The sequence below is a fragment of the Streptococcus mitis genome (assembly GCF_946188375.1).
GTDB lineage: Bacteria > Bacillota > Bacilli > Lactobacillales > Streptococcaceae > Streptococcus > Streptococcus mitis_CX.
The window spans coordinates 76,504-99,704 of the sequence record NZ_CAMHUS010000002.1 but is presented as its reverse complement, the minus strand read 5'-3'; the positions used below and the strand labels follow the sequence as shown (position 1 = coordinate 99,704).

Below are 23,201 nucleotides of genomic sequence, written 5' to 3'. Positions count from 1 at the left end.
AGTGAACCTCTTTTACTGTTTAGATTGGATATCTGTAAAGACTTCGTTGTATTTCTTAACAATATCTGATTTATTCTTGATGACATAATCATAATCTTCAGTGAGTGTTTTGATTTTGTCAATTGGTTTCATGTTTTCGCTTGTTTTGGCATTTTTACGAACAGGACGGTTAGTAGTGGTTGTACCAAGTGTATCTTGTACTTCTTGAGAGATAATAAAATCGATAAATTTCTTGGCATTTTCCATATTTTTCGCTTTTTTAACGATAGCAGCACTAGCAGGTAGGAAGACGGTTCCTTCTTTTGGATAGACTACCTTGATATTAGCTCCGTCATTTAAGAGTTTAACTGCTGGATCTTCATAAGAGAGACCAACAGCCATTTCTCCGTCAGCGACTGCTTTATAGACACCAGATGAGCTTGAACCGATTTTACCATCAATAAGTGTGAAGAGATCTTTTACATAAGACCAAGCTTTATCGTCTTTGTAACCACCTTGAGCTTGTAGCATATTTGTTAATTGAGCAAAGGCGCTAGAAGAGTTTGCTGGGTCAGCAGTTGCGATTTTTCCTTTTAGTTCAGGTTTGAGAAGGTCGCTATATCCTTCGATGTTCATGCCTTTTGTTAAATCAGGATTGACGATTAAAACACTACCATCTAGTGTATAAGGTGTAGAGTAGCCAGTTGTGTTTTGATATTCTTTGATAACATTATCATTTTCTTTTGAAGTATAGTTTTCAAAGAGTTCTCCGTGGGTAGCATATTGTGTATAAGAACCACCAAAGATGACATCAGCTACAGGAGCTTCTTTTTCTGACTCCAGTTTTTTGAAAAGTTCCCCAGTACCAGCTTGAATCAGTTCTACTTTGATACCATACTTTTCTTCAAAGGCAGGAATAGTTGCTCCGATTAAGCCCTCTGAGTTTGGTGAATAAACGACTAGCGAACCGCCGTCTCCTTTATCAGATGAACCGCCATCGGCAGATTCATTAGAAGAACAAGCAGCAAGACCAAAAAGAGCTAGTCCGCAAGCAGCATAATACATCCATTTCTTTTTCATGATGGATACCTCCGTTGTGTTATTTAAGTTTATTTTAAAACAATGTAAGCGCTTTTAAAACCGATAATTCTATTCTATTAGAGTAAAATTCTCTACAAAAACGGAAGTAATCTTTTTGATTTTATAGCAGGGTTTGACAGCTAATCACTGGTAAGTCAAATTTTATTTTTTAGATTGGATATCTGTAAAAATATCATTGTACTTTTTAAGAATAGTGGATTTATTTTTAATGACATAATCTGAATCTTCGGTGGCAATATTGATTTCTGTCATAGCCTTCATATTTTTATTAGTTTTAGCATTTTTACGAATAGGTCTAATTGTAGTTTCAGTTCCTAGCTTATCTTGGATTTCTTGAGAAAGAATGAAATCGATAAATTTCTTAGCGTTTTCCATGTGTTTGGCATTTTTGATGATAGCTGTGTTACCAGGTAAAAAGACGGTTCCTTCTTTTGGATAAATAACTTTTACATCAACCCCATCATTTAAGAGTTTTAAGGCAGGATCTTCATAGGTGAGTCCTACAGCCATTTCCCCATCGGCGACAGCTTTGTAAACATTCGAAGAGCTAGATGCAATTTTTCCATCTACTAGGGTAAAGAGATTTTTCACATAGGTCCAAGCTTGTTCATTTTCGTATCCACCTTGATCGACAAGCATGTTTGTTAATTGAGCAAAGGCGCTAGATGCGTTACTTGGATCAGCAGTAGCAATTTTTCCTTTTAATTTAGGATTGAGTAGATCATTGTAGCCTTCAATTTTTATATCTTTTATAAGGGATGAATTGGCAATGATGACACTGACATCAAGTGTATAAGGCGTATAGAATCCGGTTTTGTTTTGATAATCAGGGATTATCTGGTCGTTCTCTTGAGAAATATAAGGTTCAAAAAGATTTTCGTTAGAAGAGAAGAGGGCGTAGGAGCCTCCGAAAATGACATCAGCTACAGGGGATTCTTTTTCGGCCTCAGCTTTTTTGAACAATTCACCAGTGCTGGCTTGTACTAAGTCAACCTTGATACCATATTTTTCTTCAAAGGCTGGGATTGTTTCTTCGATAAGGTCTTCAGGGTTAGGTGAGTAGACAACCAAAGTGTTATCTGAATCTTTTTCAGAGCTAGTTTCCGCTTCTATAGAAGAGGAACATCCTGATAAAGTAAGAAATATCCAGCCACAAGAGAGAAAGAATAGTAGTTTTTTCATAATTATCTCCTTTTTTACGAACGTTTTCTCTACCTAGATTGTTAATATTTTTAAATTGTAGAGTTCTACAGGATATAATAAAAACCTTAAAGAAATCTAAAACGGGAAATAGAAAATGGGTGTCTCGAGCAAGGATGGGTAAACTGTAGCTGGGATTTCGATGGGAAGTATAAAATAAAAAGATTGCTACAATAGAGTTGAGCAATCCTTTTACATCAATGGTTTTTATCCATGAGTTTTAATTCTTTTGGAGAAATATGGAGATACTTTTTAAAAACTTTGGCAAAATATTTATAGTCTGAAAATCCAACTTGTTCAGAGATATCGCTTAAGGGAGAATTAGGGGATTCAGCCATTTTATCTATAGCTTGCTTGAGGCGGTAGCGTAAGATATATTCATTTAACGTCATTGGGAAGTCTTCTTTGATGACCTTATATAGATAACTTTCGCTATATCCTAGATTCTCTGCAATGGTAGAAATGGTAAAGTGCATGCAGTAGTGTTGATGCACAAATTCCAGAGTTTGCTGAATGATTTGGTTTTGTGTATCAACTTGTTGGATAGAGGTGAGTAAAGTTTGATATTCTTCTAAAAAAGGAGTTTCTTGATAAGTGCTAACTCGTAATCGCAAAACAATTTTGTGAAGACATTCTGTCAACTCCTTGGTATCAATTGGTTTGGATAAGAAATCAACTGCTCCATATTGCATGGCTTTTTTAGCATTTTGAAAATCGTTATAACCTGATAAGATAACTTTTTCATAGGAGAGAGTACGAGTGGCTTCGAACATCATAAAAGCATCCATAATTGGCATTGTGATGTCTGTTAAGACAATATGAGGTTCTTTTTCTTGGATGAGTTTCATTCCCTCTTGACCGTGACTGGCAGTTCCTACGACTTGGATACCTAAGGCAGAGTAGTCTACGGCAATTTCTAGCCATTTTCGGATGAGGTGTTCATCCTCTACGATAATGAGCTTAAACATGAGTTAGTCCTTTCGTTATAAATTTGACCCAAGTTTCTCCTTGGCGATTGACTCCTAAATCTAGCTGGACATCAGAAAAGAAATTGCTCAATCGTTTATAGCTGTTAACGATGCCATGCTGGGTATGAGGGCTTTCTAAAGAGTCTAAAATAGCGAGTCGCTCTTGTTTTGTGAGCCCTCCGGCATTATCCTTGACTAAAAAAGTCAGAGAATCTGCTTCCAAGGTAATTTGGATATCAATATGAAGATCAATACGGTATTGCATCCCATATTTTATAGCATTTTCTACGAGAGGAAGCAAGAAAAGTTTAGGAATAGGCTGATTATCGACAGTTTCTGGACAGACAATATCATAAGAAAAGTGCTCAAAACGAATTTTATGAATAATCAGGTAATCCTCTATAATCTTTAAATCCTGACAAATGGTTGTTTCTTTTTCTAAATCGGTGATACTGTAGCGAAGAATGCGCGTGAGGTTTTGAATCAGGTCTTGTGTGAGGGCGGCATCCATTAAAGAAGTGATTTTAATCGTCTCAAGTGTATTGTAGAGAAAATGAGGATTGAACTGAGCTTCCAGCATTTTTCTTTCAAAAATCCACTTTTCTTTTTCTATGGTCAACATTTTCTGATGAAGTTGATCTAATTCGTACAACATATTGTTGATTTTTTCGGCCATAAATTCAAACTCATCACCTGTTTGTAGAGAAAGCCTTTTTTCTGCTTGTTTGGGAATTTCTTGAAGTTGGTAAACCAAACTTTCAATAGGAACAGCGTTGTGTGTAGCAATCTTATGAGCAATTCGCCTTGCTTGCCAGAAGTAGAGGAAGAATATACATAAGGTGAGGACGGAGGCTAGGCCGAGTAAGCTAGGAATGGGAAAAAAGGATTGAAAAGTATAGATTGAAAAAATAGCACCGACTTTTTCTTTTTGGACAATAAGCGGTTCATTCGCATACCAGTGGGTGCGAGAGTGTAGGAGTTTTTCATCAAATTTTTCAAGAGTGGAACGAGTAAACTGATTTGTATTGTTGGAAAACATATTTCCAAAGCTATCGGTAATGATGTATTTGGAATTAATCATTGGGAAACTTGAGATGAAATCATTCTCATTTACGAAAGCAATAGTATAGGCTATAACTCGTTGGTCTTGAAGTAGTGGTTTGATAAAGAGTGTGTAGTGTTGCTTGTCTGAAGAGAGTGCAATTTTTTCTGTCACTTTTTCTTGAGAAGGATTTTGAATGAGTAGTTTTAGATAGTAGGGAGATAAAATACTTTCTTGATGATTTCGATTGGTACTGAATAGCAATTCACCTGTATCGCTTAGGATAATGAGGTCAGAACTAAGTTTTAATTTAGCTTTTGTCTCGTAAAATAAGCTAAAGACTTCTCGCTCTGTGTGTTTGCCATCCAAAAATCCTGGAATCATTTTATGGTTCATAGTGGTTAGGAGTTCACTATTTGCTTTTTTCATCTCTTGAACTTGTTTGACAATCTGTCTCGTGTCTTTGGAGAGTTGTTGCTTTTGTAAAACATAGGAAAAACCAAAAAGTAAAATGAGTAGTAAAAGAGAGGTCACAAAGGCGGCGATAGAGCTTCTATGGAGAATTTCTTTTTGGAGAGATTTTTTAAAAGAATGAGACATCCATTACCTCCTTAAAAGGGTTTTCTATTATAAGTATAGCAGTTTAAAAAATCTAGAGCAAGGTAAAATAGAAAAGTATAGAATAGAACGAGACCAAATTCCCTCAAAAATGGTATAATAGTAACATCACAAAATTGGAGAGAGACCATGAGTTTTTACAATCATAAAGAAATTGAGCCTAAGTGGCAGGGCTACTGGGCGGAACATCATACATTTAAGACAGGAACAGATGCATCAAAACCGAAGTTTTATGCTCTTGACATGTTCCCTTATCCGTCTGGGGCGGGTCTGCACGTAGGACACCCAGAAGGTTATACTGCAACTGATATCCTCAGCCGTTACAAACGTGCGCGAGGCTACAATGTCCTTCATCCAATGGGTTGGGATGCTTTTGGTTTGCCTGCAGAGCAATACGCTATGGATACAGGTAATGACCCAGCAGAATTTACAGCTGAGAACATTGCCAACTTCAAACGCCAAATCAATGCGCTTGGATTTTCTTATGACTGGGATCGTGAAGTCAATACCACAGATCCAAACTATTACAAGTGGACGCAATGGATTTTCACTAAGCTTTACGAAAAAGGCTTGGCCTATGAAGCGGAAGTGCCAGTAAACTGGGTTGAGGAATTGGGAACAGCCATCGCCAACGAAGAGGTTCTTCCTGACGGAACTTCTGAGCGTGGAGGCTATCCAGTTGTCCGCAAGCCAATGCGCCAATGGATGCTCAAAATCACGGCTTACGCAGAGCGCTTGCTCAATGATTTAGATGAACTAGATTGGCCGGAGTCTATCAAGGACATGCAACGCAACTGGATTGGGAAATCAACTGGTGCTAATGTAACTTTTAAAGTTAAGGGAACAGACAAGGAATTCACAGTCTTTACCACTCGTCCGGACACCCTTTTCGGTGCGACTTTCACTGTTTTGGCTCCTGAACATGATTTGGTTGACGCTATCACAAGTCCAGAGCAAGCAGAGGCAGTAGCAGACTACAAACACCAAGCCAGTCTGAAATCAGACTTGGCTCGTACAGACCTTGCCAAAGAAAAAACTGGTGTCTGGACAGGTGCTTATGCCATCAACCCTGTCAATGGTAAGGAAATTCCAATCTGGATTGCCGACTATGTTCTTGCTAGTTACGGAACAGGTGCCGTTATGGCTGTGCCTGCCCACGATCAACGTGACTGGGAATTTGCCAAACAATTTGATCTTCCAATCGTCGAAGTACTTGAAGGTGGAAATGTAGCAGAAGCTGCCTACACAGAAGATGGCCTTCATGTTAACTCAGACTTTCTAGATGGACTCAACAAAGAAGATGCTATTGCCAAGATTGTGGCTTGGTTGGAAGAAAAAGGCTGTGGACAAGAGAAGGTTACCTACCGTCTCCGCGACTGGCTCTTTAGCCGTCAACGTTACTGGGGTGAGCCAATTCCAATCATTCATTGGGAAGATGGGACTTCAACAGATGTTCCTGAAAGTGAATTGCCACTTGTCTTGCCAGTAACCAAGGATATTCGCCCTTCAGGTACAGGAGAAAGTCCACTAGCTAACTTGACAGACTGGCTTGAAGTGACTCGTGAAGATGGTGTCAAAGGTCGTCGCGAAACCAATACTATGCCACAATGGGCTGGTTCAAGCTGGTACTACCTCCGCTATATTGATCCACACAATACTGAGAAATTGGCTGATGAGGATCTTCTCAAACAATGGTTGCCAGTAGATATCTATGTGGGTGGAGCAGAGCATGCTGTACTTCACTTGCTTTACGCTCGTTTCTGGCACAAATTCCTCTATGACCTCGGTGTTGTTCCAACAAAAGAGCCATTCCAAAAACTCTTTAACCAAGGAATGATTTTGGGAACCAGCTACCGTGACCACCGTGGGGCTCTTGTGGCGACTGATAAGGTTGAAAAACGTGACGGTTCTTTCTTCCATGTGGAAACAGGGGAAGAGTTGGAGCAAGCACCAGCTAAGATGTCTAAATCGCTTAAGAACGTTGTTAACCCAGACGATGTGGTGGAACAATACGGTGCCGACACCCTTCGTGTTTATGAAATGTTTATGGGACCACTTGATGCTTCGATTGCTTGGTCTGAAGAAGGTCTGGAAGGAAGCCGTAAATTCCTTGACCGTGTTTACCGTTTGATTACGAGTAAGGAAATCGTTGCGGAAAACAATGGCGCTCTTGACAAGGTCTACAATGAAACAGTCAAATCTGTCACTGAGCAAATCGAATCCATGAAATTCAACACAGCTATTGCCCAACTTATGGTCTTTGTCAACGCCGCTAACAAGGAAGACAAGCTCTATGTGGACTACGCCAAAGGATTTATCCAATTGATCGCACCATTTGCTCCTCACTTGGCAGAAGAGCTCTGGCAAACAGTTGCAGCAACAGGAGAATCTATCTCTTATGTAGCTTGGCCAACTTGGGATGAAAGCAAATTGGTTGAAGACGAAATCGAAATCGTTGTCCAAATCAAAGGAAAAGTCCGTGCTAAACTCATGGTTGCTAAAGATCTATCACGCGAAGAATTGCAAGAAATTGCTCTCGCTGATGAAAAAGTCAAAGCAGAAATTGACGGTAAGGAAATCGTGAAAGTGATTAGTGTACCGAATAAATTGGTTAATATTGTTGTGAAATAATTGTAGACTATAGATGATTAAACAAGAAACAAGTTTTTGTTCACTTTTTGGGAGGTACTAATGAGGACTCAAAGTCATAAGGAGATTGTTGAAGAATATTCTGCTTCACGGGGGAGTTATGAAGGTTGCTTAGATTATGTAGAGAATACTGTGGAGAGTATTATTAAAAGTCAATCTATTAACGTTCATGAAATAATTGGGAGAGTAAAAACTGTAGAGTCTCTTGAAGGCAAAGTAAAAAGGAAAAATTATTCTAATTTAGCTGAGATTACCGATTTATGCGGTATTCGTATCATAACGTACTTTAGTGATGATGTTGATAAAATAGCTGAGTTAATCAGTCAAGAATTCGAGGTTGATGTAGAGAATACTATTGATAAACGTAAAAGTGAGGATCCAACAAAATTTGGTTATGTTTCACTTCATTATGTGGTGGGTTTAAAAGAAGGGACTACTCCATCTACTTTATATGGTAGATTTAAGAATATAAAATTAGAGATACAAATTAGGACAGTTATGCAGCATGCCTGGGCTGAAATTGAACATGATTTGGGATATAAAAGTAAGGAAGATATACCTGATCAATATAGAAGACAATTCTCCAGATTGGCGGGACTAATTGAATTAGCCGATGATAATTTTTTACAGTTAAAAAATAATATTAATAACTATGAGCAGGAGGTAAGAAAAAAATTACCTACTTCAAAAGAAGAATTACCAATAGATAGTAGTACACTTATGACTTATGTAACGGAAGATCCAAATTACATTAAGTTACTGGATGAGATTAAACTGTTAGATGTGCCCATAAATTTTAATATTAACAGTTCTTATCTATCCACTGTAGTCCAGAGAGCAAAAAGTTTGGGCTTAAAGACTATAGGAGATATAGATAAATTATTAGAAAAATATAAAGATATCTTTCTAAGAGTATATGAAATTGAGATGGATATTGTACATTATACGGGTATATCGGTATTGACTCCATTATTGCACATCACTAATGTGTTAGAATCAGTTAATAATATTAATATTTCTGATGAAAAATTTATGAAAGTTTCTGATGCTGAATTTTCAGATGAATTTGGTATATCGTATCCAAATAAAGTTTATGAAGGTTAAAAAGTAATTTTTTAAATATGAAAAGAGGGGTTTCCTATTTGACTAAGTTGAATAATTCGTAGTGTTGCTCTTTCTAAAGTGAAAGTGATTGCGGTACCGAACAAACTTGTTAATATTGTTGTGAAATAAAAATGAATCCTTCGGAGCTAAGCTCTGGAGGATTTTTGGGCTCTTCTTGACAAGAAAACACTATTTTGTTAATATGGTTAACAAAATGGAGAAGACCATGAATAAGAAAGAACTGCATAAGTTTAATAATCGTTTTAACAGTTTTGTTTTAACTTTTGAACAGTTGAAAAAGGATCAGCATAGGAACAGTATTGATAAGTCAATCACTATTAATGAAGTCCATTTGATTGACCTGATAGGTCGTAATCAGCCTATGAATCTAGTAAAATTATCTGAGTTACTTGAAGTCTCAAGGAGTGCTATTACTCAGAGTGTTAGGCGTTTAACCAAGAAAAATCTCGTTACTTTTGAATTCGCACAGGATAATGAAAAAAATAAATATCTGATATTATCCAAAAAAGGGGTTGAAGTTTTTAACATCCATAAAGGGCAGCAAGAACATATTGAAAAAGCCATTTTTTCAGTTTTAAGAAACTATAGTGATGAGGACCTTCAAATGGTTATGAAACTGATGGATGATGTTGAACAGGTGTGGGGAGAATTACCGTGGTAAAAGTCGCGGTAAATTTTAAATATAATTGTTAAGTAGATTAACAAAAAGGAGAAGATATGACTGTAAACATAGAACTGATTTCACAAACAGATTTAGCGGATGAATCTTTTTATATGGCTATTAATGGTTTAGAACCAAGGGCAATGTATTGTGTAGAAATGTACCTGTCTGATTATTACTGTATAAATGCTCCCTTGCTTTTAGATCATGATGTTATATGGAAATCAACCGCAATTTTTTTATCTGATCAGGACGGTATGATTGATACCTCTCAGACAGCATCTATTTCGGGATCTTATAAAGGAGTTTCAGAAATGGGATTATTCTTTAATGCGAAACCGTTGAAGAATAGGAAAAGGAGATTACCGAGTTCTCTTGATAGAATTCCATTACGAGATTGTTTTGGTGTTGAAATTAAAATCAGGCTGGGGAAAGATATGGTCGCGGAGCAAAGTTTTGTAAGGCGTTATATGAATCTGGGAGTAAGATATCAAGATATCTATGACAAGCATTTTCAAGGTCGATTATTTTATGATGAAAAGTTAAGAAGGGCGCCAGCCGTGATTATTGTTAGCGGTAGTGAGGGAAGAATTGAAAAAGCTCAGAATATTGCCCAACTTTTATCTTCTAGAGGCTATATTTGTCTTGCAATAGCTTATTTTGGTTTAGAGGGATTACCTCAAAATTTAGAACGAATTCCAATAGAATGTCTGGAGGAAGCGAAAGATTTTCTATATGATCATCCTCGAGTTGATAATACAAAAATAGGAATATATGGTCGCTCTAAAGGAGCAGAGCTTGTTCTGGCTGGACAAAGTATTTTGGATGATGTGCAATGTTTAGTACTCAATTCTCCCTCAAATGTAATATTTGAGGGAATAAAGGGAAAACTTAATTCTAATTCATCTTCTTGGACATATTTACAAAAGGAACTTCCTTATCAAAAATTCCAGTTAGGAGATTATTTGTTAAACAAGTTTTTTGGAAAACATATTCCTGAAGATAGTAGGGCTCAGATTGATGTGAGTAAAATTTCCTCCCCTTTATTATTACTAGGAAGCGATGTTGATGAAATATGGAATGCATCATCCGCGATAGATGATATCATTTCACATTATAAAGGGGAATCCATTTTGTTTAAAAAATACCATGAAACAGGGCATATGTTGACGGTTGCTTATCAACCGAATCATCGTTATCGAAAAGATTGGTGCTTATTAATGAAAGAAAGTGTAGACTCTTGGCTTGTTACGATAAATTTTTTTGATACACATCTGAAGAATTTGTAGATAGTGCTGAACCGTACTATAATAGTCCTAACTAAGATAAAAACACAGTTCTGGTTGGTAGTCCAGTCTACAAAAGCAAACACTAAAACAAGAGAAATTTGAATACAAACAGTAAAAAATAGAGAGAAGCATAAGGGACATTAACTCACTCGTTCCCATATTTGATTATTCCTCCATAAAGTGGATGGATGATTTTTATAAGAGGAGTTTGCATTATTGAATAGAAAACCAAGTGTTTCCTAAAATTTTCATTGAGATATGTTATACTATATTCAATAAGTGAAACAAGGAGAATACTATGCCAGTAAATGAATATGGTCAGATGATTGGTGAGTCAATGGAAGGTTATACACCAGGTGAATTGCCTGCTATTGATTTCTTAGAAGGGCGTTATGCTAGGATAGAGGCTCTCTCGGTAGAAAAGCATGCGGAGGATTTGCTAGCTGTTTATGGGCCTGATACGCCTCAGGAGATGTGAACCTACCTTTTTCAGGAGCCAGTAGCAGATATGGAGGAGCTGGTTACCCTTTTAAATCAGATGTTGGCTCGTAAGGACCGTTTTTACTATGCAATCATAGACAAGGCGACTGGTAAGGCTTTGGGAACTTTTTCCCTCATGCGAATTGATCAGAATAACCGAGCAATAGAAGTGGGAGCTGTCACTTTTTCTCCAAAACTCAGGGGGACACGGATAGGGACAGAAGCCCAGTATCTCTTGGCTTGCTATGTCTTTGAGGAGCTTAACTATCGTCGCTATGAATGGAAATGCGATGCTCTTAACATGCCATCAAGACGAGCTGCGGAGCGTTTGGGATTTGTCTACGAAGGAACCTTCCGTCAGGCAGTGGTTTATAAGGGGCGTACGAGGGATACGGATTGGTTGTCTATGATTGATAAGGACTGGCCAAAAGTCAAAGCTCGTTTGGAAATATGGTTGCGTCCTGAAAATTTTGATAAAAATGGACGACAGTACAAGAGCTTGAGAGAATTATAAGAGGTGATGACATGATAACCATTAGAAAGCAAGAAATCGTCAAGCTCGAGGATGTTTTGCATCTCTATCAGGCTGTCGGTTGGACAAATTATACAAATAAACCTCAGATGCTGGAGCAGGCCTTATCTCATTCATTAGTAATTTATCTGGCACTTGATGGTGATGCTGTGGTGGGCTTGATTCGTTTGGTTGGAGATGGTTTTTCATCAGTACTGGTTCAGGATTTAATCGTTTTACCAATCTATCAGTGCCGAGGGATTGGTAGTTCCTTGATGAAAGAGGCTTTAGAGGATTACAAAGATGCCTATCAAGTCCAGCTGGTGACAGGCCAGACAGAAAGAACCTTGGGATTCTATCGTTCTATGGGCTTTGAAATCTTATCCACCTATAATTGTATAGGAATGACTTGGATGAATCGAGAAAAATAATAAAATTTGTTTGTTCTTAAGCAAAATTTAAGGATGGTCTAGTATTATATAGTCATTAAATAAAGACCTCCTAACTTTATTTAATGAAATCCTAAAACTTTTTTCATCATAATCTCCTAATGAAGCCACCCAATCAGGTGGCTTTTTTCGTGGATAGGTGATGGTGATAGATTTTTTTTGCAAAATAGTAAAATTTGAGAAAAGTTAAGCTAGTTTTAAGCTTTGTCTTGTATCATATAGTTATTAAATAAAGACCTCCTAACTTTATTTAATAAAATCCTAAACTTTTCTTTTTCATAATAATCTCCCTTAACTCCACCCAATCAGGTGGAGTTTTTTGGCTCTATTTCAGGATTTTGGGGACTATTCTAAAAATCATTTTCCGATATTTTTCGGATTTTGGTCGGGGAATTGGCGGGGACTTTTTTTAGCGAATATGACTAATAAATAGTTCTGTTGTCGCTTCAGCTACTTCAACCTTACTTTGAATTTAAGTGACTGTTAATTGAAGGACTAGAACTACTGTAATAATGCTCTTGGTTTTCAAGGAGTGAGTCATCATATTGTTGTACAGCGGTTAAAGCTTGAAAAGCCACGAATATAAACCTTTGAAAAATTTTGTGAACTATGGGATAATAAAAAGGAATTGAGTACTAGTTCTATATCATAGGCTAGAAATGGCCCCAAGCTCACGACCAAATAAGCTAGGGGTCTTTTTTGACACTATTTATCCTTGTTTAGCCATTTATCGACTAAGCGAAGAACGACACCGACCACAATTGGTCCGATGATAGTTTTGAGTACTAATCCCATCATGGGCTATCTCACCTCCTTTCGTAGGCGGTGTAGCAGTGCCGTAGAATGTTATACCACATAGGTGCTAAACTCTGGAGTCACCCAATCAGGTGGCTTTTTTGTTTGTGGCTTGGTTTTTTGATATAATAGAGCCATGAGTAGAATTTTAGATAATGAGATAATGGGGGACGAGGAGTTAGTAGAACGCACGCTCCGTCCTCAGTATTTACGTGAATATATTGGGCAGGATAAGGTCAAGGACCAGCTTCAAATCTTTATAGAAGCTGCCAAAATGCGGGATGAAGCGCTGGATCATGTGCTTTTATTTGGCCCTCCAGGCTTGGGAAAAACGACCATGGCTTTTGTTATTGCCAACGAACTAGGTGTCAATCTCAAGCAGACTTCGGGTCCAGTCATTGAAAAAGCCGGTGATTTGGTAGCGATTTTGAATGACTTAGAGCCTGGGGATGTTCTCTTTATTGATGAGATTCATCGTTTGCCAATGTCAGTGGAAGAGGTGCTTTATAGTGCCATGGAGGACTTCTACATTGATATCATGATTGGGGCTGGTGAAGGCAGTCGCAGTGTTCATTTGGAGTTGCCACCTTTCACTTTGATTGGTGCGACGACTCGGGCTGGTATGCTCTCAAATCCGCTACGGGCACGTTTTGGAATTACAGGTCACATGGAGTATTATGCCCATGCTGACTTGACGGAAATTGTTGAGCGGACGGCAGATATTTTTGAGATGGAAATCACTCATGAGGCAGCATCTGAATTAGCCCTACGTAGTCGTGGAACCCCTCGTATTGCCAATCGTCTCCTCAAACGCGTGCGCGATTTTGCCCAGATTATGGGGAATGGGGTTATCGATGATCTTATTACTGATAAGGCTTTGACTATGCTGGATGTTGACCATGAAGGTCTGGACTATGTGGACCAGAAAATCCTTCGCACCATGATTGAGATGTACGGTGGTGGTCCTGTTGGTCTAGGAACTCTTTCTGTTAACATAGCAGAAGAGCGTGAGACAGTTGAAGACATGTATGAGCCCTACTTGATTCAAAAAGGTTTTATCATGCGGACACGTTCTGGACGAGTGGCGACTGCTAAGGCATATGAGCATTTAGGGTATGAATATATTGAAAAATAAGGCTGAAATTTTAGACTCTTTCAGAGAAAATCCGGATATGATGGCTATTTTGACTATCATCCGAAACCTTGGTCTGAAAGATTCTTGGTTGGCAGCAGGTTCTGTCAGAAATTTTATCTGGAATCTCTTGTCAGAGAGACCAGCATTTGATCTTGAAACAGATGTAGATGTGATTTTCTTTGATCCGGATATTTCTTATGAGGAAACCTTGTTCCTAGAGAAAAAGTTGAGAGCGGATTTTCCTCAGTATCAGTGGGAATTGAAAAATCAGGTCTATATGCACCAGCACAGCCCTCATACTGCTCCCTATAGCAGCTCTTGTGATGCTATGAGTAAGTATCCAGAACGATGTACGGCTGTTGGACTGCGCTTGAATGAAAAATCCGTTTTGGAACTCTTTACTCCATACGGTTTGGAGGATATTTTGAATTTTCAAGTTCGTCCAACTCCTCATTTTTTAGAGAATCAAGACCGAATGGTTCTCTATCGAACACGTCTATCCAAGAAAAATTGGCAGGAGAAATGGAAAAATTTGATTTTAAAAAATACTTAAGGAAACTTTAAGCTAGGAAGTGTATACTAAGTCCATAAGTTAAGAAGACCTTAACTTAAACTCCTAAAACTTTTTCATAATAATCTCCCTATAAAAAATAGAGTCGCCCAATCAGGCGGCTTATTTTTTTGAAAAATGGGCTTGGTGCCTGAGAATAATACTCAATGAAAATCAAAGAGCAAACTAGGAAGCTAGCCGCAGGCTGTACTTGAGTACGGCAAGGTGAAGCTGACGTGGTTTGAATTTGATTTTCGAAGAGTATAAATAGCTTAGTGATAGAAGAAAATAGGGAAATATGGTATAATGAAACGATAGATTTTTGAATAGGAATAAGATCATGTTTGGATTTTTTAAGAAAGATAAGGCTGTGGAAGTAGAGGTTCCGACACAGGTTCCTGCTCATATCGGCATCATCATGGATGGCAATGGCCGCTGGGCTAAAAAATGTATGCAACCGCGAGTTTTTGGACACAAGGCGGGCATGGAAGCATTGCAAACTGTGACCAAGGCAGCCAACAAACTAGGCGTTAAGGTTATTACGGTCTATGCTTTTTCTACAGAAAACTGGACCCGTCCAGATCAGGAAGTCAAGTTTATCATGAACTTGCCAGTAGAGTTTTATGATAATTATGTCCCGGAATTGCATGCGAATAATGTTAAGATTCAAATGATTGGGGAGACGGACCGACTGCCTAAGCAAACCTTTGAAGCTTTAACCAAGGCTGAGGAATTGACTAAGAACAATACAGGTTTGATTCTTAACTTTGCTCTTAACTATGGTGGACGTGCTGAGATTACGCAGGCGCTTAAGTTGATTTCCCAGGATGTTTTAGATGCCAAAATCAACCCAGGTGACATCACAGAGGAATTGATTGGCAACTATCTCTTTACCCAGCATTTGCCTAAGGACTTACGAGATCCGGACTTGATTATCCGTACTAGTGGAGAATTGCGTTTGAGTAATTTCCTTCCATGGCAAGGAGCCTACAGTGAGCTCTATTTTACGGACACCTTGTGGCCTGATTTTGACGAGGCGGCCTTGCAGGAAGCCATTCTTGCCTACAATCGTCGTCATCGCCGATTTGGAGGAGTTTAGGAGGAAATATGACACAGGATTTACAGAAAAGAACCTTGTTTGCAGGGATTGCCCTGGCTATTTTCCTACCAATTTTAATGATTGGGGGACTCTTGCTTCAGATAGCAATTGGAATCATAGCCATGCTAGCCATGCATGAACTTTTGAAGATGAGAGGTCTAGAGACCATGACGATGGAGGGCCTCTTGACCCTCTTTGCAACCTTTGCTTTGACCATTCCCTTGGAGAATTACCTGACTTTTTTACCAGTTGATGGGAATGTAGTTGCCTATAGTGTTTTGATTTCAATTATGTTAGGAACGACTGTTTTTAGCAAGTCCTATACGATTGAGGATGCTGTTTTCCCTCTTGCTATGAGCTTTTATGTGGGCTTTGGTTTTAATGCTCTATTAGATGCTAGAATTGCAGGTTTAGATAAGGCACTATTAGCCTTGTGTATTGTTTGGGCAACAGACAGTGGTGCCTATCTTGTTGGGATGAACTATGGTAAACGAAAACTAGCTCCGACAGTTTCTCCAAATAAAACCTTTGAGGGTGCCTTGGGTGGTATTTTAGGTGCGATTTTAGTAACCATCATCTTTATGATGTTTGACAGAACAGTTGCTCTTCCGTATGGAATTTACAAGATGTCCGTCTTTGCTATTTTCTTTAGCATTGCTGGACAATTTGGTGATTTACTAGAAAGTTCGATCAAGCGTCACTTTGGTGTCAAGGATTCTGGGAAATTTATTCCTGGACATGGTGGTGTTTTGGATCGTTTCGATAGTATGTTGCTTGTATTTCCAATCATGCACTTGTTTGGACTCTTTTAATCAAAAGACGGAGGAAACACTATGCTCGGAATTTTAACCTTTATTCTGGTTTTTGGGATTATTGTGGTGGTGCACGAGTTCGGACACTTCTACTTTGCCAAGAAATCAGGGATTCTAGTGCGTGAATTTGCCATTGGCATGGGACCCAAGATCTTTGCTCATATTGGCAAGGATGGAACGGCTTATACCATTCGAATCTTGCCTCTGGGTGGCTACGTTCGTATGGCCGGTTGGGGTGATGATACAACTGAAATCAAGACAGGAACTCCTGTCAGTTTGACGCTTACTGATGATGGTAAGGTTAAACGCATCAATCTTTCAGGTAAAAAATTAGATCAAACAGCTCTCCCTATGCAGGTGACACAGTTTGATTTTGAAGACAAGCTCTTTATCAAAGGATTGGTTCTGGAAGAAGAAAAAACATTTGCAGTGGATCACGATGCAACGGTTGTGGAAGCAGATGGTACTGAGGTTCGGATTGCACCTTTAGATGTTCAATATCAAAATGCGACTATCTGGGGGAAACTGATTACCAACTTTGCAGGTCCTATGAACAACTTTATCTTAGGTGTCGTTGTTTTCTGGATTTTAATCTTCATGCAGGGTGGTGTCAGAGATGTCGATACCAACCAGTTCCATATTATGCCCCAAGGGGCCTTGGCTAAGGTGGGAGTACCAGAAACGGCACAAATTACCAAAATTGGCTCACATGAGGTTAGCAACTGGGAAAGTTTGATTCAGGCTGTGGAATCAGAAACCGAAGATAAGACGGCCCCGACCTTGGATGTGACTATTTCTGAAAATGGTAGTGACAAACAAGTCACTGTTAGTCCGGAAGAAAGTCAAGGCCGTTACCTTCTAGGTGTTCAACCGGGGATTAAGTCAGATTTTGTGTCTATGTTTGTAGGTGGTTTTACAACTGCTGCTGACTCGGCCCTCCGAATTCTCTCAGAACTGAAAAATCTGATTTTCCAACCGGATTTGAACAAGCTAGGTGGACCTGTTGCCATCTTTAAGGCAAGTAGTGATGCTGCTAAAAATGGAATTGAGAATGTCTTGTACTTCTTGGCAGTGATTTCCATCAATATTGGGATTTTTAATCTTATTCCGATTCCAGCCCTGGATGGTGGTAAGATTGTGCTCAATATCCTAGAAGCCATTCGCCGCAAACCATTGAAACAAGAAATTGAAACCTATGTCACCTTGGCCGGAGTGGTCATCATGGTTGTCTTGATGATTGCTGTGACCTGGAATGACATCATGCGACTCTTTTTTAGATAATCGAGGAATATTATGAAACAAAGTAAAATGCCTATCCCAACGCTTCGCGAAATGCCAAGCGATGCTCAAGTTATCAGCCACGCTCTTATGTTGCGAGCTGGTTATGTTCGCCAAGTTTCAGCAGGTGTTTATTCTTACTTACCACTTGCCAACCGTGTGATTGAAAAAGCCAAAAACATCATGCGCCAAGAATTTGACAAGATTGGTGCCGTTGAGATGTTGGCTCCTGCCCTTCTCAGTGCAGAGTTGTGGCGCGAATCAGGTCGTTACGAAACTTATGGTGAAGACCTTTACAAGCTAAAAAACCGTGAAAAATCAGACTTTATCCTAGGTCCAACTCACGAAGAAACATTTACAGCTATTGTTCGTGATTCTGTTAAGTCTTACAAGCAATTGCCGCTTAACCTTTATCAAATCCAGCCTAAGTATCGTGATGAAAAACGCCCACGTAATGGACTACTCCGTACACGTGAGTTTATCATGAAAGATGCTTACAGTTTCCACGCTAACTATGATAGCTTGGACAGTGTTTACGATGAGTACAAGGCTGCTTATGAGCGTATTTTCACTCGTAGTGGTTTAGATTTCAAGGCTATCATCGGTGACGGTGGAGCCATGGGTGGTAAGGACAGCCAAGAATTTATGGCCATTACTCCTGCTCGTACAGACCTTGACCGCTGGGTTGTCTTGGACAAGTCAGTTGCCACATTTGACGAAATTCCTGCAGAAGTGCAAGAAGAAATCAAGGCAGAATTGCTCAAATGGATGGTTTCTGGTGAAGATACCATTGCTTACTCAAGTGAATCTAGCTATGCGGCTAACTTGGAAATGGCAACAAATGAGTACAAACCAAGCAACCGTGTTGTCGCTGAAGAAGAAGTGACTCGTGTTGCAACACCAGATGTTAAATCAATTGATGAAGTGGCAACCTTCCTAAACGTCCCAGAAGAACAAACGATTAAAACCCTCTTCTACATGGCAGATGGTGAGCTTGTTGCAGCCCTTCTAGTTGGAAATGACCAACTCAACGAAGTCAAGTTGAAAAACCACTTGGGAGCAGATTTCTTTGACATTGCTAGTGAAGAAGAAGTGGCGAATCTTGTTCAAGCGGGATTCGGTTCACTTGGCCCAGTTGGTTTGCCAGATAATGTTAAAATTATTGCAGATCGTAAAGTGCAAGATGTTCGTAATGCAGTTGTCGGTGCTAACGAAGATGGCTACCACTTGACTGGTGTGAACCCAGGCCGTGATTTTACTGCAGAATATGTGGATATCCGTGAAGTTCGTGAGGGGGAAATTTCTCCAGACGGACAAGGTGTCCTTAACTTTGCGCGTGGTATCGAAATTGGTCACATCTTCAAACTTGGCACACGCTATTCAGCAAGCATGGGAGCAGATGTTTTGGATGAAAATGGCCGTGCTGTGCCAATTATCATGGGATGTTACGGTATCGGTGTCAGCCGTCTCCTTTCAGCAGTGATGGAGCAACACGCTCGCCTCTTTGTTAACAAAACGCCAAAAGGTGAATACCGTTACGCTTGGGGAATCAACTTCCCTAAAGAATTGGCACCATTTGATGTGCACTTGATCACTGTCAATGTCAAGGATGATGAAGCGCAAGCCTTGACAGAAAAGCTTGAAGCAAGCTTGATGGGAGCTGGTTATGAAGTCTTGACAGATGACCGTAACGAACGTGTTGGTGTTAAATTCAGCGATAGCGACTTGATTGGATTGCCAATCCGTATTACTGTTGGTAAAAAAGCGGCCGATGGTATCGTAGAAGTTAAGATTAAAGCGACTGGTGACACTATCGAAGTTCATGCAGATAACTTGCTTGAAACGCTTGAAATTCTCAGCAAGAAATAAAAACTATAATCAGAAGAAAAACAAGGAAAAAATGTAACTAGTTTTTACCTTGTTTTTTCTGTATAATGGGAAAAATGAGTAGATAAAGAGGTAAATGTATGCTAAGGTTTCCAAAGGATTTTGTCTGGGGATCCTCTACTTCTGGGCCACAGACAGAAGGACGTATAGCTGGTGACGGTAAGGGAGATAATCTCTGGGATTATTGGTACCAAGTGGAGCCAAATCGTTACTATAATGGGATTGGTCCAGATAAAACATCAACCTTTTATGAAAACTGGGAAAAGGATATTGAGCTACTGTTAGAAACTGGTCACACGGCCTTTCGGACTTCTATTCAGTGGTCACGGATTTTTCCACAAGGGCGTGGAAAAGTCAATTCTCAGGGTGTGGATTTCTATCGTAAGGTTTTTGAGGCTATTAAGGCCAAAGGGATTCGTCTTTTAGTCAATCTCTACCACTTTGATTTGCCTTTTGCTCTTCAAGAGGATGGTGATGGTTGGGAAAATAAGGCGACTGTCTCAGCCTATGAAGACTATGCTCGTTTTTGTTTTGAGACTTATGGAGATTTAGTGGATCAATGGATTACCTTTAACGAGCCAATCGTTCCAGTAGAATTTGGCTATTTTTACGATGCCCATTATCCACATAAGGTGGATGCAGAGGCAGCCGTTAAAGTAGCTTATCATACACAATTGGCCAGCAGTAGGGCGGTTAAGGCTTGTCATGAACTTTTGCCAGATTCCAAGATTGGGATTGTCTTAAACTTGACACCGGCTTATCCACGTAGCCAGCATCCTGCTGATGTCAAGGCTGCTCGTATTGCGGACCTTTTTCAGGCCCAATCTTTCTTAGATCCGTCTGTTTTGGGGACTTATCCACAGGAGTTGGTAGAAATCTTACATGAATACGGTCTCTTGCCTGATGCTACAGAGGAGGAGTTGGATATCATTCGTGACAATACTGTGGACTTCCTTGGTGTCAACTACTATCAACCTTTGCGTGTTATGGCTCCTCGATTTGCTAAGCATCCAGAGAGTCCTCTTTTGCCAGAACATTTTTATGAGCCTTATGTGATGCCTGGACGTAAAATCAATCCTCATCGTGGCTGGGAGATTTATGAGCAAGGGATTTATGACATTGCCCAAAATATCAAGGAAAATTATGGTAATATCGAGTGGATGTTGACAGAGAATGGTATGGGTGTTGAAGGGGAAGAAAAATTCCGTGAGAATGGAATGATTCAAGATGATTACCGTATTGACTTTGTAAAAGGTCATCTTCGCGAACTTCACCGTGCCATTGAAGACGGAGCCAATTGTAAGGGCTACTTGATTTGGACCTTTATCGATTGCTGGTCATGGCTCAATAGCTATAAAAATCGCTATGGCTTGGTCGAATTAGACTTGGAAACGCAAGAACGTCGTCTGAAGAAATCAGGGCACTGGTTCAAGGAATTAAGCGATAATAATGGATTTTAAAAAGGACTCTGACTGATTATCCTAATTGGTCAGAGTCTTTTGCTTACAGGAGAGTAATTTGAACTATACCAATTTTTACTCTTGACAAGTGAAAGAAACAAGTATATACTGTTTTTGCTGATTCTATAAAAGAGGAATTAGACTATACCAATTTTAAGGAGAAAGCACAGCTGGTCTGTGTCGTATATACTATGTGTGGAATTGTTGGTGTTGTTGGAAACACAAATGCAACTGATATTTTGATTCAAGGGCTTGAAAAGCTCGAATACCGTGGCTATGATTCTGCGGGAATTTTTGTCCTAGGTGGTGCTGAAAATCACCTAGTCAAGGCTGTAGGTCGTATCGCAGAATTGTCTGCTAAAACAGCTGGTGTTGAGGGAACAACTGGTATCGGACATACTCGTTGGGCAACTCATGGGAAACCAACGGAAGATAATGCTCACCCACACCGCTCTGAGACAGAACGTTTTGTTTTGGTGCACAATGGGGTGATTGAGAACTACCTTGAAATCAAGGAAGAATACCTTGCAGGTCACCACTTCAAAGGGCAAACAGATACGGAAATAGCCGTTCACTTGATTGGAAAATTTGCGGAAGAAGAAGGTCTCTCAGTTCTTGAAGCCTTCAAAAAAGCTCTTCATATCATACGTGGTTCTTATGCTTTTGCCTTGGTTGACTCACAAGATCCTGAAGTCATCTACGTAGCTAAAAATAAATCACCACTTTTGATTGGTCTTGGAGAAGGCTATAACATGGTCTGCTCAGATGCTATGGCTATGATTCGTGAGACCAACCAATACATGGAAATTCATGACCAAGAGTTGGTAATCGTCAAGGCTGATAGTGTGGAAGTTCAAGATTATGATGGCAACAGTCGTGAACGTGCTAGCTATACTGCGGAACTTGACTTGTCTGATATCGGTAAGGGAACTTATCCTTACTACATGCTTAAGGAAATCGATGAGCAACCAACGGTTATGCGTAAACTCATCCAAGCCTACACAGATGAGGCTGGTCAAGTTGTCATAGACCCAGCTATCATCCAGGCTGTTCAAGACGCAGACCGTATCTACATCCTTGCAGCTGGGACATCTTACCACGCAGGATTTGCTTCTAAGAAAATGTTGGAAGAATTGACAGATACACCAGTTGAACTTGGAATCTCATCTGAGTGGGGCTACGGTATGCCACTTCTCAGCAAGAAACCACTCTTCATCTTTATCAGCCAATCTGGTGAAACAGCGGATAGTCGTCAGGTTTTGGTTAAGGCTAATGAAATGGGAATCCCAAGCTTGACAGTGACAAATGTCCCAGGTTCAACTCTTTCACGTGAAGCTAACAATACCATGCTTCTTCATGCAGGTCCTGAAATTGCCGTGGCATCAACTAAGGCTTATACAGCGCAAATCGCAGCCCTTGCCTTCCTTGCAAAAGCAGTCGGAGAAGCAAATGGCAATGCCAAAGCGCAAGCATTTGATTTAGTTCATGAGTTGTCAATCGTAGCTCAGTCTATCGAATCAACTCTTTCAGAGAAAGAAACCATTGAATCTAAAGTAAGAGAGCTACTTGAAACAACTCGCAATGCCTTTTACATCGGACGTGGTCAAGATTACTATGTAGCCATGGAAGCAAGTCTCAAACTTAAAGAGATTTCTTACATTCAATGTGAAGGCTTTGCAGCTGGTGAACTCAAACACGGAACTATTGCCTTGATTGAGGATGGAACACCTGTTTTGGCTCTCTTGTCAGATCCAGTCCTCGCTAACCACACTCGTGGAAATATCCAAGAGGTGGCAGCTCGTGGTGCCAAAGTCCTCACTATCGCAGAAGAAAATGTTGCTAAAGAGACAGACGACATCGTTCTTACGACCGTCCACCCTTACCTCTCACCAATTTCAATGGTTGTGCCAACGCAATTGGTCGCCTACTTTGCAACCCTTCACCGTGGACTTGATGTGGACAAACCACGTAACCTTGCTAAATCAGTAACGGTAGAATAAGCTAAAAAGTCTAGTTATCTAGGCTTTTCTTGTGAGCAAATCGATTGCTTGTACTCAAGATTCGTGTTAGAATAATTTGTCAAATTGAAGGACAGAGGTAGACAAGGAGAATC

General features: G+C 39.6%; 18 protein-coding genes and 1 pseudogene. 14 read left to right on the top strand and 5 right to left on the bottom strand.

Annotated features, from left to right (window positions below; translation table 11 throughout):
- Window positions 1-12 precede the first annotated feature (12 nt).
- The 4 genes from N8M16_RS02935 to N8M16_RS02920 form a co-directional block, all read right to left on the bottom strand.
- Window positions 13-1,059, bottom strand: coding sequence for an ABC transporter substrate-binding protein (locus N8M16_RS02935; RefSeq protein WP_000731166.1), 1,047 nt, complete (start codon window positions 1,057-1,059; stop codon window positions 13-15).
- Between the two features lie 162 nt (window positions 1,060-1,221).
- Window positions 1,222-2,262: an ABC transporter substrate-binding protein gene (locus N8M16_RS02930; protein ID WP_261069608.1), complete on the bottom strand. Its 1,041-nt coding sequence runs from the start codon at window positions 2,260-2,262 to the stop codon at window positions 1,222-1,224.
- 215 nt (window positions 2,263-2,477) lie between these two features.
- Window positions 2,478-3,248: a response regulator transcription factor gene (locus N8M16_RS02925; RefSeq protein ID WP_261069607.1), complete on the bottom strand. Its 771-nt coding sequence runs from the start codon at window positions 3,246-3,248 to the stop codon at window positions 2,478-2,480.
- Complete coding sequence (locus N8M16_RS02920; protein WP_261069606.1) at window positions 3,241-4,890, bottom strand: sensor histidine kinase; 1,650 nt, start codon at window positions 4,888-4,890, stop codon at window positions 3,241-3,243. The genes N8M16_RS02925 and N8M16_RS02920 overlap by 8 nt, the downstream gene beginning before the upstream one ends.
- A gap of 147 nt (window positions 4,891-5,037) precedes the next feature.
- On the opposite strand from N8M16_RS02920, the gene leuS reads away from it, so the two are divergent.
- The 6 genes and pseudogenes from leuS to N8M16_RS02890 all read left to right on the top strand — a co-directional run bounded on the left by leuS (window position 5,038) and on the right by N8M16_RS02890 (window position 12,054).
- Complete coding sequence (leuS, locus tag N8M16_RS02915) at window positions 5,038-7,539, top strand: leucine--tRNA ligase (RefSeq protein WP_261069605.1); 2,502 nt, start codon at window positions 5,038-5,040, stop codon at window positions 7,537-7,539.
- Window positions 7,540-7,599: 60 nt separating this feature from the next.
- Entirely contained in the window at window positions 7,600-8,661 is a 1,062-nt protein-coding gene (locus tag N8M16_RS02910; RefSeq protein WP_212573620.1) for a GTP pyrophosphokinase, read from the top strand.
- Window positions 8,662-8,887: 226 nt separating this feature from the next.
- Window positions 8,888-9,343 (top strand): MarR family transcriptional regulator, encoded by a 456-nt coding sequence (locus N8M16_RS02905; RefSeq protein WP_023945709.1) that lies wholly within the window; start codon window positions 8,888-8,890, stop codon window positions 9,341-9,343.
- Window positions 9,344-9,399: 56 nt separating this feature from the next.
- Complete coding sequence (locus N8M16_RS02900; RefSeq protein ID WP_261069604.1) at window positions 9,400-10,632, top strand: acyl-CoA thioesterase/BAAT N-terminal domain-containing protein; 1,233 nt, start codon at window positions 9,400-9,402, stop codon at window positions 10,630-10,632.
- A 298-nt stretch (window positions 10,633-10,930) separates the two neighbouring features.
- A pseudogene (locus tag N8M16_RS02895) lies at window positions 10,931-11,626 on the top strand (GNAT family N-acetyltransferase).
- A gap of 11 nt (window positions 11,627-11,637) precedes the next feature.
- Window positions 11,638-12,054: a GNAT family N-acetyltransferase gene (locus tag N8M16_RS02890; RefSeq protein ID WP_261011314.1), complete on the top strand. Its 417-nt coding sequence runs from the start codon at window positions 11,638-11,640 to the stop codon at window positions 12,052-12,054.
- 723 nt (window positions 12,055-12,777) lie between these two features.
- Here N8M16_RS02890 and N8M16_RS02885 read toward each other — a convergent pair.
- Window positions 12,778-12,870 (bottom strand): type I toxin-antitoxin system Fst family toxin, encoded by a 93-nt coding sequence (locus N8M16_RS02885; protein ID WP_004255195.1) that lies wholly within the window; start codon window positions 12,868-12,870, stop codon window positions 12,778-12,780.
- A 133-nt stretch (window positions 12,871-13,003) separates the two neighbouring features.
- On the opposite strand from N8M16_RS02885, the gene ruvB reads away from it, so the two are divergent.
- The 8 genes from ruvB to glmS all read left to right on the top strand — a co-directional run bounded on the left by ruvB (window position 13,004) and on the right by glmS (window position 23,088).
- Entirely contained in the window at window positions 13,004-14,002 is a 999-nt protein-coding gene (gene ruvB, locus N8M16_RS02880) for a Holliday junction branch migration DNA helicase RuvB (protein WP_025169652.1), read from the top strand.
- Window positions 13,983-14,555: a nucleotidyltransferase family protein gene (locus tag N8M16_RS02875; RefSeq protein ID WP_049502636.1), complete on the top strand. Its 573-nt coding sequence runs from the start codon at window positions 13,983-13,985 to the stop codon at window positions 14,553-14,555. The genes ruvB and N8M16_RS02875 overlap by 20 nt, the downstream gene beginning before the upstream one ends.
- 337 nt (window positions 14,556-14,892) lie before the next feature.
- Window positions 14,893-15,651, top strand: coding sequence for an isoprenyl transferase (locus N8M16_RS02870; RefSeq protein ID WP_261056592.1), 759 nt, complete (start codon window positions 14,893-14,895; stop codon window positions 15,649-15,651).
- An 8-nt stretch (window positions 15,652-15,659) separates the two neighbouring features.
- A complete protein-coding gene (locus N8M16_RS02865) occupies window positions 15,660-16,463 on the top strand; it encodes a phosphatidate cytidylyltransferase (RefSeq protein WP_000189852.1) in 804 nt (267 codons plus the stop codon).
- A gap of 21 nt (window positions 16,464-16,484) precedes the next feature.
- Window positions 16,485-17,744, top strand: coding sequence for an RIP metalloprotease RseP (rseP, locus tag N8M16_RS02860; protein ID WP_261056595.1), 1,260 nt, complete (start codon window positions 16,485-16,487; stop codon window positions 17,742-17,744).
- 12 nt (window positions 17,745-17,756) lie between these two features.
- Window positions 17,757-19,610: a proline--tRNA ligase gene (locus N8M16_RS02855; protein ID WP_261056285.1), complete on the top strand. Its 1,854-nt coding sequence runs from the start codon at window positions 17,757-17,759 to the stop codon at window positions 19,608-19,610.
- Between the two features lie 98 nt (window positions 19,611-19,708).
- The gene (gene bglA / locus N8M16_RS02850) at window positions 19,709-21,088 is read left to right on the top strand and encodes a 6-phospho-beta-glucosidase (protein WP_045605085.1); all 1,380 of its coding nucleotides are present in this window, start codon (window positions 19,709-19,711) and stop codon (window positions 21,086-21,088) included.
- Between the two features lie 191 nt (window positions 21,089-21,279).
- Window positions 21,280-23,088 (top strand): glutamine--fructose-6-phosphate transaminase (isomerizing), encoded by a 1,809-nt coding sequence (gene glmS / locus N8M16_RS02845; RefSeq protein WP_045605083.1) that lies wholly within the window; start codon window positions 21,280-21,282, stop codon window positions 23,086-23,088.
- The last annotated feature ends 113 nt before the right edge of the window (window positions 23,089-23,201 follow it).